The sequence below is a fragment of the Domibacillus robiginosus genome, from assembly GCF_000966195.1.
Taxonomy (GTDB): domain Bacteria; phylum Bacillota; class Bacilli; order Bacillales; family Domibacillaceae; genus Domibacillus; species Domibacillus robiginosus.
In genome coordinates this window covers 347,270-359,481 of sequence record NZ_LAHL01000003.1, presented here as the reverse complement: position 1 = coordinate 359,481, position 12,212 = coordinate 347,270, and the positions used below count along the sequence as shown (strand labels likewise).

The 12,212-nt window shown below is 46.2% G+C and carries 15 protein-coding genes and 1 pseudogene; 9 read left to right on the top strand and 7 right to left on the bottom strand.

From position 1 onward, the window contains the following. Positions 1 to 167: 167 nt before the first annotated feature. The 4 genes and pseudogenes from VP97_RS23110 to VP97_RS02465 all read right to left on the bottom strand — a co-directional run bounded on the left by VP97_RS23110 (position 168) and on the right by VP97_RS02465 (position 2,332). Positions 168 to 450: pseudogene (locus VP97_RS23110) on the bottom strand (aminoglycoside 6-adenylyltransferase). A gap of 97 nt (positions 451 to 547) precedes the next feature. After that, positions 548 to 1,408 carry an alpha/beta fold hydrolase gene (locus VP97_RS02475; protein WP_050180080.1) on the bottom strand — a complete coding sequence of 287 codons (861 nt, stop codon included), beginning with the start codon at positions 1,406 to 1,408 and terminating at the stop codon, positions 548 to 550. A gap of 152 nt (positions 1,409 to 1,560) precedes the next feature. Continuing rightward, entirely contained in the window at positions 1,561 to 1,830 is a 270-nt protein-coding gene (locus tag VP97_RS02470; protein WP_156153387.1) for a hypothetical protein, read from the bottom strand. Between the two features lie 31 nt (positions 1,831 to 1,861). Next, the gene (locus VP97_RS02465; protein WP_050180078.1) at positions 1,862 to 2,332 is read right to left on the bottom strand and encodes a 2-thiouracil desulfurase family protein; all 471 of its coding nucleotides are present in this window, start codon (positions 2,330 to 2,332) and stop codon (positions 1,862 to 1,864) included. Between the two features lie 107 nt (positions 2,333 to 2,439). Here VP97_RS02465 and VP97_RS02460 point away from each other — a divergent pair, with 107 nt between their 5' ends. The 3 genes from VP97_RS02460 to VP97_RS23650 are packed head-to-tail and all read left to right on the top strand — an operon-like array spanning position 2,440 to position 4,452. Then, on the top strand, positions 2,440 to 2,898 hold the full coding sequence (locus tag VP97_RS02460; RefSeq protein WP_050180077.1) for an OsmC family protein: 459 nt from the start codon (positions 2,440 to 2,442) through the stop codon (positions 2,896 to 2,898). Positions 2,899 to 2,910: 12 nt separating this feature from the next. Next, positions 2,911 to 4,305: a protoporphyrinogen oxidase gene (gene hemG / locus VP97_RS02455; RefSeq protein WP_050180076.1), complete on the top strand. Its 1,395-nt coding sequence runs from the start codon at positions 2,911 to 2,913 to the stop codon at positions 4,303 to 4,305. Between the two features lie 6 nt (positions 4,306 to 4,311). Further along, the gene (locus tag VP97_RS23650; RefSeq protein ID WP_156153386.1) at positions 4,312 to 4,452 is read left to right on the top strand and encodes a hypothetical protein; all 141 of its coding nucleotides are present in this window, start codon (positions 4,312 to 4,314) and stop codon (positions 4,450 to 4,452) included. A gap of 40 nt (positions 4,453 to 4,492) precedes the next feature. On the opposite strand, the gene VP97_RS02450 is transcribed toward VP97_RS23650, so the two are convergent. Then, the gene (locus tag VP97_RS02450; RefSeq protein ID WP_050180075.1) at positions 4,493 to 6,217 is read right to left on the bottom strand and encodes a methyl-accepting chemotaxis protein; all 1,725 of its coding nucleotides are present in this window, start codon (positions 6,215 to 6,217) and stop codon (positions 4,493 to 4,495) included. Between the two features lie 319 nt (positions 6,218 to 6,536). Further along, complete coding sequence (locus tag VP97_RS02440) at positions 6,537 to 7,124, bottom strand: DnaD domain-containing protein (RefSeq protein ID WP_050180073.1); 588 nt, start codon at positions 7,122 to 7,124, stop codon at positions 6,537 to 6,539. Between the two features lie 107 nt (positions 7,125 to 7,231). On the opposite strand from VP97_RS02440, the gene VP97_RS02435 reads away from it, so the two are divergent. Together VP97_RS02435 and VP97_RS02430 are read left to right on the top strand one after the other, a co-directional pair. Next, the gene (locus VP97_RS02435; protein ID WP_050180072.1) at positions 7,232 to 8,887 is read left to right on the top strand and encodes a sensor domain-containing diguanylate cyclase; all 1,656 of its coding nucleotides are present in this window, start codon (positions 7,232 to 7,234) and stop codon (positions 8,885 to 8,887) included. A gap of 89 nt (positions 8,888 to 8,976) precedes the next feature. Further along, complete coding sequence (locus tag VP97_RS02430) at positions 8,977 to 9,114, top strand: YvrJ family protein (protein ID WP_050180071.1); 138 nt, start codon at positions 8,977 to 8,979, stop codon at positions 9,112 to 9,114. 71 nt (positions 9,115 to 9,185) lie between these two features. Here VP97_RS02430 and VP97_RS02425 read toward each other — a convergent pair whose 3' ends face one another. Beyond that, a complete protein-coding gene (locus VP97_RS02425; RefSeq protein WP_050180070.1) occupies positions 9,186 to 9,500 on the bottom strand; it encodes a winged helix-turn-helix transcriptional regulator in 315 nt (104 codons plus the stop codon). Between the two features lie 133 nt (positions 9,501 to 9,633). Here VP97_RS02425 and mgrA point away from each other — a divergent pair, with 133 nt between their 5' ends. From mgrA to VP97_RS02400, 4 genes are all read left to right on the top strand, one after another. Beyond that, positions 9,634 to 10,662, top strand: coding sequence for an L-glyceraldehyde 3-phosphate reductase (gene mgrA / locus VP97_RS02420; RefSeq protein WP_050180069.1), 1,029 nt, complete (start codon positions 9,634 to 9,636; stop codon positions 10,660 to 10,662). 171 nt (positions 10,663 to 10,833) lie between these two features. Further along, the gene (locus VP97_RS02415; RefSeq protein ID WP_050180068.1) at positions 10,834 to 11,052 is read left to right on the top strand and encodes a DUF1659 domain-containing protein; all 219 of its coding nucleotides are present in this window, start codon (positions 10,834 to 10,836) and stop codon (positions 11,050 to 11,052) included. A gap of 37 nt (positions 11,053 to 11,089) precedes the next feature. Beyond that, complete coding sequence (locus tag VP97_RS02410) at positions 11,090 to 11,302, top strand: DUF2922 domain-containing protein (protein WP_050180067.1); 213 nt, start codon at positions 11,090 to 11,092, stop codon at positions 11,300 to 11,302. 482 nt (positions 11,303 to 11,784) lie between these two features. After that, on the top strand, positions 11,785 to 12,177 hold the full coding sequence (locus VP97_RS02400; RefSeq protein ID WP_050180065.1) for a DUF3139 domain-containing protein: 393 nt from the start codon (positions 11,785 to 11,787) through the stop codon (positions 12,175 to 12,177). Positions 12,178 to 12,212: the final 35 nt, after the last annotated feature.

The window sequence follows — 12,212 nt, the reverse complement described above, 5'->3', positions numbered from 1 at the left end:
GTAGTAGCAAAAAACCCTTTTGCTGTTTCCTTTCTTATAAATATAGTGGAATTTAAATTTCCCGTAAATGGTATATTAAGGAATAAACAGATTTAGAATGATAAAGAAAGCACATAAAATCTGCTACTGGTTGAAAGGGCCTTCATTTTACGGGACATCCGTACTGTTTATTTTTTGTAAAGTAGGACGGAGACGATCCCCCGGTGTATGTTAGAGCCAAAAGTGAGCAGGATCTTTGTCAGCGCGTCCTCTTGCAGATACATGTGAAACCCCTCCAGCGGCACAAGAGTTAAATCAATCCGGTTGCTGTCTGTAAAAAGCATTAAATAGGAAAAACGGCTGCCAGGCTGGGTTTTTTAAGAAAAAATCGATATCGGTGACTGCGTAAACAACATTATAATCCTGAAACTCATCCTTCGGCGCCCGGTCATTCACACGTGAGCTATTCATTACCACGGCCTGGATGCGCTCATGCTAGGCCCATTTCTATTTCACTCCAACTCGCTTACTCCCTCCTGTCGGCTGGTTTCAGCAGCTATTCACTTATCTACATATGCTCCTGATGCGCTTTCAAAAATGAAACGGCGTCTTCATGCACCTGCTGTGAGCCCCTGCCGAGCCAGATTAAATGCCCCCATGTGTTATAAAATTTCAGCTCAGCATTTGGGATATGCGCTTTGGCAAAATATGCGTGCGCGGTTGAAACAGAGCGGTCATTTACGCTGGCCTGTACGAGCACCGGGCATAACAGCCGGGAAAGATCTCTTTCTGTGAGAAGGGAAGGACTTTTTAAATCCTGCAAAAATCCAGCACCGGAGCGCTGGCGGCAATTCATTTTCCGCACTTCTTCGATATCCTCTTCCTCAACCAGATGCCTGCCTTCTGCATAAGGGAGCGTACTGAGCGAGAAAAACATCGGCCGAAACGACAAGCGGGGAAAAGCCGTGCCGGTCCATGCGAGCATTTTCCACGTAAGCCATTCAAACGGAGGACGGAAAATAAGCTGTGACGTTTGATATTCCGTGTGCTCGGCCATTAGCCACTTGCTCACTACGGCGCTTTGCAGCGTTAAGGTACATACTTTTTCTGGAAAAGCGCCCGCAAACGTAATTGCACTTGGGCCGCCCGCCGAGATGCCGATCACATGCACCCGGTCGATTCCCAGATGGTCCAGCAGTTCAGCATAACGGCCAGCCGCTTCTTTTAACGGAGCGGGTGATGTGGCGCCGTAGCCCGCCCGAGATGGTGTGATCAGTTCAAAGCCACTCTCAACCAATGGGGTGTAGCCAAATTCCTCGTAACAGTTGGAATGGCCTCCATGCATAACAAGGATGGGCGTTCCATGCCCCACTCGTGAATACTCAACGGTATAGTCCTTCGATTCATATGTACCAATGATTCGGTCCACTTTTTCTCCTCCTTGTCGACTGAGCCGGAAGATTTGCCCCCTATACCGGCTTTTCTTTGATGTTTCTTTCCGGTATAGTCTTTCCTATTATGGCGCGTTTTTTCCTCTCTACCCACAATTTTTCCGCCTGCTGCCAGAGCATTTGCCTTACCTCAACCTCCCATAATCCGGGCGAATCCGTAAAACGCCTCCATTGCCCCGAGCAGGCCAAGGCCAAGAAATAAAGTACCGATCGACAGAATAAGTGAGATCACCAGCTGTTTTTTGAATTGAGCAAGCAGGATCACAAAGATAACAATGACGGCCGCTACAAAGCCAGCAGCCAGCCAGCCTCGCTCGAAAAGCAGTGAAAAATCGACGATAAACAGAACGGCGAGAACACACTCTGCCAGTAAAAGGAGGCCGACCAAGCCATTTTTCATGCCATCCATCCTTCCGTTTTCCTTATCGTTTTTACTCGAAATGATCGCGTATCGCCTCTGCCATCTTTTCCTCCGACAAAACACGAATACCATTTCGCCGCAAAAGGGCTGTTGTGACACCCGCTCCTGCCCTTTTTTCACCTGAGAAGCTTCCGTTGTAAATTTCACTGCTGCCGCACGACGGGCTGTTTTCTTTTAACACAACAGTTGTTGCTCCAACCTCCTGTGCCGTTTGAAGTGTTTTCATTGCACCGGCCACGTACATATCGGTTACATCGTGTCCGAACTTGTTTATCACTTTTGCTCGTCCATCGAGCACATCTTCCCCGGTGCCGCCGACGATCTCTGCCGGCGGGCGTGGTGTTTGGAATCCACCGAGCAATTCCGGACACACCATGATTGCTTTTTTTTCCTGAACAAGCTGGCGGATGCGTTCATCCAGCCGGTCTGTTCCGTTATAACGCACTTTCATGCCCGCGAGGCACGAGCTCACTAACATCATATTCACTCCTCCTTACTTCTCCAAAATATAACATAAACAGGAAGCAAAAGCGTCTCTCCCGATATTTTCCCCCAAATGCTTTACACTGTACAAAAGGAGTGAAAAGGATGGCAAAGCATGTATTTACGTTAACCGCCGACTGGCCCGGCGGACGAAACGACAGCGGTACAATCGAGGCCGGACAGCTGAAAACAGATGTATCAATCCCGCCTGAAATGGACGGTCCCGGTATTGGTACCAACCCGGACGAAATGCTGCTCGGCGCAGCGGCTACGTGCTATATTATTACGCTTGCCGCCATGATGGAGCGAAGCCGCCTCGCCAAACAGTCTCTGACGATGACATCAGAAGGGATTGTCGATGTCACCAATGGTGTCATTACGTACGAGCGCATTGTTCATAAGCCGCATATCGTGCTTTCGGCAAATGCAACAGAGGCAGATATCCATAAAGCGCACCGGCTCGCAGAAAGAGCAGAATCATCCTGTATGATCAGCCGCGCTGTTAAAGGAAATGTTGAAATTGACCTGCAGCCCACAGTTGAAAAAGTGCTATCATCGTCTTGAGGAGATGAAATCATGAAAACAGTTGTTATAATCGGCGGTGGTATCACTGGCGTGACCGCACTTTATCACCTGTCAAAGGAGCAGCCAGGCTGGAACATTGTGCTCGTAGAACAAAACGAGACGCTCGGCGGCAAAATCAGGACAGTAAAAGAAAACGGCTTTACAATTGAAACTGGCGCAGATTCGATCGTTGCCCGAAATGCCGGCGTGCTGCCGCTTATAGAAGAACTGGAGCTTGGGACAGAGCTTGTTTATAACGAAACAGGTGTATCGTATTTATATACAGATAACACCCTGCATAAAATCCCGGAAGAAACAGTGTTTGGTATTCCAACAAGCATCGAATCACTGAACGAAAGCACTCTTCTATCCGAGGAAGGCAAGCAAGCAGCGCTGCTGGACTTGGAAAAAACGGACAATCCGTTTGGACCCGACGACTCGGTTGGTGACTTTTTAACATACTATCTCGGCTCCGAAATCGTCGAACGGCAAATTGCCCCCGTTCTCTCCGGCGTTTATTCCGGAAGTCTGAGCAATTTAACGATGAAATCGACCCTGCCGTATCTGCTTGATTATAAAAACGAATATGGCAGCATTATCAAAGGATTTTCCGCCAACAAAGAGAAATTTCTCGGTGACAAAGCGCGAAAAAAATTCATTTCATTTCAGGGCGGACTGGGCACCTTGATCGATCGGCTTGCAGAGCGGTCTCCGTCGGCCCGCATTTTAACAGGCACGAAGGTCATACGTCTTGAAAAAAGAGAAGGCCTGCTTTCCGTTTCGCTCGACAATGGTGAATTGATCCAAGCTGATGATGTTGTACTGGCAATTCCACATGATGCGGCCCAAAAGCTTTTGAATGAGCCGGCACTGGATCTCCACTTTAACGAGCTGAAAAATTCGTCGCTTATTTCGGTTTATGTAGGGTTTCACCTGCCGGATGAGCAGCTGCCGTCAGATGGCACAGGCTTTATTGTCACAGACGGCACCGATTTAACATGTGATGCCTGCACGTGGACGAGCCGCAAGTGGATGCATACATCAGCGGAGCGGAATTTGCTCGTTCGATTTTTTTATAAAAGTACGAACCCGCACTACGCTTCTCTTGCACGCCTAAGCGAAACAGAACTTGTAAAGGTGGCACTTTCGGATCTTCAAAAAAGCCTTGGCATTCATGAAGCACCCGTGACGGTAGAAGTGACGCCATGGACGGACTTGATGCCAAACTACCATCTCGGTCACGGCCAGGCAGTAGCGGGACTGTCCGCTGAACTCAGCAGGTATCACCCGCACCTTCACCTGGCCGGCTGTTCATACTTCGGCGTTGGCATCGGCGCCTGCATCCAAAACGGACAGCAAATTGCGCATACCATTGGCCAAAACGGGGACACTGCTCAAAAGGGGTGATCACCTGTGGAGAAAAAAACGTATGATGAACGGTTTGAAGAAAACACAAAGCAGATTCAAATCGAAAAAAACGAGCGCCTGGAGGACAAAAGCCGGCTGCCTGATGATCAAAACCGGATGAAAAGCGTGGAAAACCGTCGTATTTAAACAAAATAAGCGGCACTCTGTAAAAAGAGTGCCACTTATTTTATATTTTAAACTTTTGCACCAGCCGTTCCAGCTCTGCTGACATCTCGGCCAGAGAGTGGATTGAATCTGACATGTGGCTTGTCAGCTCATTTTGATCAAGTGTGATCGCCATCACTTTTTTTGTATTGTCTGCTGATTGTGCAGCCACATGCACGGAATCAGCGACAGATGCCGCAAATTCCTCGGAAGAAGCAGACATTTCTTCGGACACGGAGGACACCTCCTCGGTCTGGCGTGTAATTTCTTTGATTGAAGATAAAATCGTTTCAAACGATTCTCCCGCTTCCTGTACAATCAAAATGCCGTCCTGTACTTTATCTACTACTACATTCATCGTGTCAACGGATCGAACTGTATCTTTACTCATGTTGGCAATCAGTGTTGATACGTTCTTGGCTGACTGCGCCGACTGCTCGGCCAATTTGCGTACTTCCTCGGCTACAACCGCAAAGCCTTTTCCATGTTCTCCAGCCCGTGCCGCTTCAATGGCCGCATTCAAGGCGAGAAGATTTGTTTGAGAGGAAATCTCCTGAATCACATGAAGAATATCCGTTATTTCAGCCGATTGTTTTTCAAGCTGCCGGATTGCCTCACTTGACTGTCGGACTGATTCTTGAATGCTGTTCATCTGCCCGACGACATCTGTCACTTTTTGAAATCCGCTTTCAGCTTCATCCAGCGTTAAAGAAGCCCGTTCAAAAACAACTGCACTCGAAGCTGCCCCATGCTGAATGCCCCGAGACAGCTCAGCCATTACCCGGGCCCCTTCTTCAGACCGGCTGCGCTGAATATCTGTGCCTGAAGCAATTTGCTGCATCGACGCTGTAACCTGACGGCTGCCTTTATTGATTTCATGCGCGCTGTTTAACAGACCGCCGGACGTCTTCACCAATTGATCCGCGTTGCGGTTGATTCCGCCAATTACCTGTCTTAAGTCGTGAACCATCCCATAAAACGCCTCGGTTAACACACCAAATTCATCTTTCGAGCTGGACTCAATACGAGAGAAAGATAAATCCCCGCTTTTCACGCGCTCTACTTCTCTCGTCAGGCGTTTTAACGGATTGGTCAAATAATGGGCAAATCCGAAAATCACAAGCAGACTGACGGTCAGGATCACGAGTGTCCATATGATCAAATGAATTCTGTTGTCCTGCATCGTTTTGTATGCTTCACTCGCGTTAAAATCAGCACCAACGAAGCCAATCACCTGTCCATCATTGGACTTAATGGGCATATACGTTGTAACAAGCGCTCCATAATCATCAGAGCTGCTCATTTCTGTCAGAGCTTCCCCGGTTTCAAACACTTTGTCCATCATTGGATAGTACTGGGTGTTTTCTTCTTTTTCCCCGAGAGCAGACGCGTTTTCATCCCCTTTCGGCATACCGTCGACTACATAGTAATAGCGGTATTGATCTCCTTCTTTCTCCCGGGACATTGTATATAAATAATCCAATCCCGTCGTTTCTCTTAATTCGTTTAAAGCAGCGCGCAGCTCTTCGTAATAAGCTGTCTCACCCGATTGAACAGTTATTTCCTCATACTGTTCCACATCAACTATGTTCGCTGCGCGGCCGACAATGTTTTCCGTCACACTGCTGAGTGAATCCTTCGCCAGCCGCTCAGCTGAATAATAGCTGACTACTGAAATAATCAGGCAGGCCAGCAGAACGATCATTGAAAAAGCAATCACCATTTTTCTTTTTACGCTGTGTCTCACGTTATTTCCTCCACAGTAAATATTTTTCCTATTCAGTTCCTTTATACTATTAGTCAAAAATGAATACGAATAAAAAAGGATAAAAGTTTCAAAATAAACAGTCTTTTTTTCACAAAAATATCAACACACTCTTTTCCGCAAAAAGAAAATAGGTCATATAACACACAAACATATAATAAGATCCATAGAACCAGTGATTGTAGCTGTTCAACCAGGCTGCCTGTGTCAGGCCGTTTGTAGGACCGATCTTCTGCCTGAAGCATAAAACAAAACCAAACAGCTTCCTCATTCTTTTTCCGTTTTTTTTTTTTGCTTTTTTTTAATGCCAATGTGATCCTTTTGAGCGGTATTCTTCTTCCCAGTTCAACAAAATTTTGCGTATGTACGACCAGGAAGTGATGCCTTTTTCGCCTGCAATTAAAAAAGCTTCCTCCACCTTTTTTCTACCAAGCCGCTCTTCAAAGCGAGCACGCTCCCCCCAAAAAGAAAAAGAATCTGCTGTTGTTATTTTTTGTTGGTTATTCTCTGGTATTGGGCTGTTCAGCTTGACCGGATCCATCCGGCTATCTGACGGTTCCGCCCGGGCAAATTGACTGATTGCATCCAGACAAACGGCATACCATTTTGTTTGATCAAAAGCCATTGTATTAAAACAGCCGGTTTGAATGAGTCCCTGTTTCTCCAGACTTTTCAGCGTTCGGGTAATGGTTGCGACGCTCCAAAAAGGAAATTGCTTCTGCCAGTCTTCGTACGTATTGTACACCCAGCTTTTCCCGTCAATCACGTGCTTGTTTTTGCTTGTCCAATAATAAATTTGCTGCAGCACCACTGCTTCTTTTAAGCCAATATCAGCTGCAAGCTCCGGTAAAATCAAAAGCGGCCGTTCATGTTCAATCAGCTTGGTCATAAGAAAAACTCCTTTTCTTTTTATGTACAAAAGTGGAAGAAAAATCGATACCCTTCCAGTGAATTTGTTACAATAAAAAAAGAGAGAGACAGTGGGGGGGAGAAAATATGAAGCCCTTTTCACGAGTGTACAACTGGATAACAAAGACGCTTAAAGGACGCTTTTTTACTGGTATTACCGCCCTTATTTTGTTCGGCGGACTGCTATCTATTTTCCCTTTATTGATTTTTGTTCAAGAGCAGCGTGAAGAAGATGCCCTTCGGAATTTGGAAAAAGTACTGGAGGCGCAAAACGAATTGATCAGTGAATGGCAGGACGAGCTGATACGTGATATCAATTACTTGAGCGAGCTGCCGGAAGCTTCGAATGCCGATAAAGGATTTTATGAAAAGCTTGAGCTGCTTGGCAGCAACCGCACGCTGTTTTACGACTTGTTTTACGCAGACAGCAGCGGCCGCATCCTGTACAACACAAATCCGCAGGCAGAAACAAGGAAAATCAATGTGTCCAATACACCTTATTTCCGGGAAGGTATGGAGTGGCATACGTTTACAACCGGTGTACGGCTGATTGGGGAAAAAAGCATTCGCTCGATCATTTTTTCCGCTCCTGTTACAAAAGAAAATGGACGGTTTGGCGGCATTCTCGCTGGCATTGTTCTGGCAGATGATATTCGCCATATTGTCGGCGACTTTGCATACGGAAAAACAGGCACAGTATACCTGGTGGACAAAAAAGGGACTGTCCTCAGTGCCTCTTCCCGTACGTTTCCTGCTTCCTTAAAAAACACCGAGCTGTTTCAAGACGCCCTGAAGCGAAAAAAACGAACCGAATCGTATAGAAATGCAAATGGGATAGAATCGATCGGCCAGTATACGTGGATTAATGGAGATGAATGGGTGTTGATTAGCGAAGTATCCACTGCTGAAATCCAACAGCCATTCCGGGATACGCTCTTTTTCATGGGGATTATTTTGCTGCTGGTTTTTGTTATCTCTTATTTTTTTATACGCCGCCTCATTGGGCAAATGACCGAGCCGCTTCAAGCTCTTCTCGAAGGAACAGCCATTTTGCGCCGGGGGCATTACAGCCATCGAATTGAGGATGACGTGTTTGTGAATGCGTCAAAAGAATTCAGCGAGCTGTGCGGAGCCTATAACGATATGGCAGGCGACCTTCAAAAAGAGCACGCTCTCCGCCTGGAAGCAGAAAAGGAAATGCGGCGGACCAATGAGCAGCTGCGGCGCTTGTCTTTCAGTGATGGCTTAACTGGCATTGGCAACCGGCGTTACTTTGACGATGTACTGGCGCTTTCCTGGCAAAGGGCGATAGATGACCAAAGGCCGATGTCCCTTCTTTTGCTTGATATTGACTTTTTTAAAAAATATAACGATCGGTACGGTCATGATGCTGGAGACAGGGCACTGCAGCGTGTGGCGAAAGTCGTAGACGAAATTGCAAAAGAAGCCGGGGCTGCCGCTGCACGTTACGGCGGGGAGGAACTGGCCGTTATTTTGCTGCCAGAGGTGAGTGTGCGGGAATTTGAACTCGCTGAACGGATCCGGTGTGCCGTTGAACATCTTGGCATTTTGCATGAGAATCATGATCATGGCGTCATTACGGTAAGTGTTGGGGGTGCCATTCTTACGCCAAAGCCTGGTGATCAGCCGTCTCTTTTAATACGAAAAGCAGATGAAGCCCTTTATACATCGAAGCGTAAAGGACGCGCCCGAACAACAATCTATGAATCTGTTACCCTGTGAAGGGCACGTTCACCGTGTTTTTTTATGTAAATGGGTTTCGATTTTCCTTTCTTTCTTGTATATAACGACTAGAAAGGGGGGATTGTTTGATGGAGACGGTGCTGCCGCTTATTCAAGACGTCGGCTTTCCAGTTGCCGTGACTTTTTATCTTTTGTACCGGATTGAAACGAAGCTTGATGGTGTCATTCAGTCTATTCAAAACCTGCCCGATAAAATGAAAGAATAAGAGAAAAGCAGCCCCGCTTCTAGAGGAGGCTGCTTTTTACTGTAAGGCCGAAAATGGCCGTTTCTGCCCTCTCAGCCCCATTTTGCCCCCCACAGCTTCATTTCTTTAATTATTTTATGAAAATCCTGTCCTTTTTCTGTTAACGTATACTCGACCCGGAGCGGTACAGTCGGATACACGTCTCGTACAACGATGTCATTCGCTTCTAAATGGCGGAGCGTATCGGTCAGCGATTTGGGACTGATCCCCTGTACAGCGCGTTCGAGTTCCCCGAACCGCTTCGTTCCGCAAAACAGTTCCCGCAGGACTAAAAAAGACCACTTGGACCCAATGATATTCAGGGCCCTTTCAATTGAACATTCAATGATCAGCTCTTCCTTTTTCATACGCATCCTCCTTACTATCTTTTCGATAGTACCTATACCATACCATATTACCTTTTAAAAATTTCACTACTTTTCAGTGAAAAATGAAAGCGTTACACTAAGAATAGACTATAAGACAAAGGAGATTTTGAATATGTCCTACTTAACCAATACGGATCGTTACACGGCAAGTCCTGATCGATACAAAGGAAACATGCAGTACCGCCGAAGCGGAAAATCCGGTCTGCTTCTGCCTGCCATTTCACTAGGTCTCTGGCATAATTTTGGCGGCGTTGATTCGTTTGAAAACGGACGGGCTATGCTGCGCCGGGCGTTTGATCTCGGGATTACGCATTTCGACCTTGCGAACAACTATGGGCCGCCGCCAGGCTCCGCTGAATCGATGTTTGGCCAAATCATGCGCACTGATTTCGCTCCGTATCGTGATGAAATGATCGTCTCAACCAAAGCCGGCTACTATATGTGGGAGGGCCCTTACGGTGAATGGGGCTCGAAAAAATATTTAACCGCCAGTCTCGACCAAAGCTTAAAGCGGATGAATCTTGATTATGTCGACATTTTTTATTCACACCGGCCGGACCCGGATACACCGCTTGAAGAAACCATCGGTGCGCTCGATCTGTTTGTTCGTCAGGGGAAAGCACTGTATGTCGGGATTTCCAGCTATTCCGCCGAACAAACGGCTGAAGCGGCCAGAATTGCCCGAGATCTTGGTACACCGATTTTGATTCATCAGCCGTCTTATTCCCTATTTGAACGATGGATTGAAGACGGCCTGCAGGATGTACTGGACGAAAACGGCATCGGGTCCATCGCTTTTTGCCCGCTGGCCCAGGGGCTGCTGACCAATAAATATATACAGGATGTACCGGAGGGTTCCCGGGCCGCTAAAAATACCGGCTTCCTGCAAAAAGACCGGATTACCGACGAAGTCCGGGCGCAAATTCGTGCCCTGAACGATATAGCAGCAGAGCGCGGTCAGTCTCTTGCCCAAATGGCGCTTGCCTGGGTGCTCCGCGGTGAACGCGTCACTTCTGCCCTGATCGGCGCCAGCAAAGTGAGCCAGATTGAAGAAAATGTGAAAGCACTCGACAACCTTCATTTTTCTCCGGAAGAGCTCAATAAAATTGAGTTGATCGTAGCACGTGAAGCAAACGTGTAAGAGCGGGCCATCCTTTTTCTTTGGGATGGCTTTTTTGTATTGAGCCCCTCTTCCCTTTTCGGTTATGTTCGCTTCCTTTCCTGCTGGAAGCAGATGGGCTGTTATTTTTTATATTAGGGTATCGATTTTTTCCTATCTTTTGTACATAAAAGGTGAAGGGAGGGGAAAACAATGGCACAAGCGACCTTAATGAAATCTTCCATGCGCCTCGTCTTTGACAATGGCATCGATGAAGCCGGCAAACAGCTGTTTCAAACGAAAACATATTCAAACGTCAAGCCGGATGCTACACCTGACCAGTTCAGTGCTGCCGCTGCGGCAATTGCCGGACTGTCTGCACGACCGCTTGCATCGATTGAGCGAAATGACACATCGACAATTCAAGAGTAAAAAGAAGTTATGCTACACAAGAAAGGAGGAATAGATGATGGCTAAAACCTTGCAGCTTCAGTTCACCACAACAGGGGGCAGTACGTCGAGCATGACGATCGATACGCCGGTTGAGCCGGTAAATGCCTCAGCTGTGGAGCAGGCGATGAACGCGATTATCGCATCTGATGTTTTTGCCGCTGCGACCGGTTCCCTTGTGGCGATTAAAGGCGCCAGCTTGATTGACCGGGAAGTAACAGAGATTTTATAAAAGCAGAAGCCTGCCCGGTTTGATCCGGCAGGCTTTTTCGTACGAATAAAATTAATTTTAAAAATACCCATTTACAAAAACTCTCCTTTAGTGTATTTTTACACTAAAGGAGAGTTTTTAATGAAAAATATTATATTTTCTTTTCTTATAATGAGCGGTGTGTTTTTTCTATACGTTCGGTGAATTCTCCATTTTTTAATGGGGGCTGTTTTCATTGCTTGGTATTCTTTGTGCTCTTTTAAGAAAAAGAGGATGGACTGTACTTATCAGCATTGGGTTAAACAGCCTGGCTTTTTGTTTTTTATTTTTGCTCGCTATTCTAAAGACAGGCCTTGTACCCGTTTAGGCAGCAAAAAAGCAAATTGGGGTGATAAATATAGCAAGATGGCAAGTGATCTTGATTGTTTTATTTCTGCCGGACGCTCATCCTGCTTTTCATTTGTACCAAAGCAAGAAAGTAAAGAACGAAAGAAGGCTATATTATGAAACGGTTCAAAATAACCATTTTTCTACTCATTTTTACGATTGGAAGTACTCTGTATTGGTATATTGAATATCCTGCCCACGAAAAACTTGCAGAGGCCCGGATAAACGAGTATATGAAATTACAAGGAATCGATAAAAGCAAAGTATGGAAAAAAAGATCATCCAGGGATTCCAAACAAGGAAGATGGGAAATTTCTTACAAATTTAAAGATGAAAAAAAGATAAGATATCAATATATGTATGATAAATCACAAGACAGAGTTTTACTGTTTGTTTTTGATGATCCGCGTATGAATGGAGGAAGGACAATCAGCAGAGGAATGAATCACCCTCCACTTGCAGAAGGCTGGACAGAATTTGATCAGACAGGAAAAATTGTTACTCCATGAACTCGTTCATGCTTTTATTATATAAAAAGGGCAAT

Bases quoted from the DNA above. Each gene is read 5' to 3' on its own strand.
- VP97_RS02435 (WP_050180072.1), top strand. From the start codon at position 7,232: ATGAAGCCCTTTTCACGAGTGTACAACTGGATAACAAAGACGCTTAAA.
- VP97_RS02400 (WP_050180065.1), top strand. From the start codon at position 11,785: ATGAAACGGTTCAAAATAACCATTTTTCTACTCATTTTTACGATTGGA.
- VP97_RS02460 (WP_050180077.1), top strand. From the start codon at position 2,440: ATGGCAAAGCATGTATTTACGTTAACCGCCGACTGGCCCGGCGGACGA.
- VP97_RS02470 (WP_156153387.1), bottom strand. From the start codon at position 1,830: ATGAAAAATGGCTTGGTCGGCCTCCTTTTACTGGCAGAGTGTGTTCTC.
- VP97_RS02440 (WP_050180073.1), bottom strand. From the start codon at position 7,124: ATGACCAAGCTGATTGAACATGAACGGCCGCTTTTGATTTTACCGGAG.
- VP97_RS02425 (WP_050180070.1), bottom strand. From the start codon at position 9,500: ATGAAAAAGGAAGAGCTGATCATTGAATGTTCAATTGAAAGGGCCCTG.
- hemG (WP_050180076.1), top strand. From the start codon at position 2,911: ATGAAAACAGTTGTTATAATCGGCGGTGGTATCACTGGCGTGACCGCA.
- VP97_RS02415 (WP_050180068.1), top strand. From the start codon at position 10,834: ATGGCACAAGCGACCTTAATGAAATCTTCCATGCGCCTCGTCTTTGAC.
- VP97_RS02465 (WP_050180078.1), bottom strand. From the start codon at position 2,332: ATGATGTTAGTGAGCTCGTGCCTCGCGGGCATGAAAGTGCGTTATAAC.
- VP97_RS02430 (WP_050180071.1), top strand. From the start codon at position 8,977: ATGGAGACGGTGCTGCCGCTTATTCAAGACGTCGGCTTTCCAGTTGCC.
- VP97_RS02410 (WP_050180067.1), top strand. From the start codon at position 11,090: ATGGCTAAAACCTTGCAGCTTCAGTTCACCACAACAGGGGGCAGTACG.
- mgrA (WP_050180069.1), top strand. From the start codon at position 9,634: ATGTCCTACTTAACCAATACGGATCGTTACACGGCAAGTCCTGATCGA.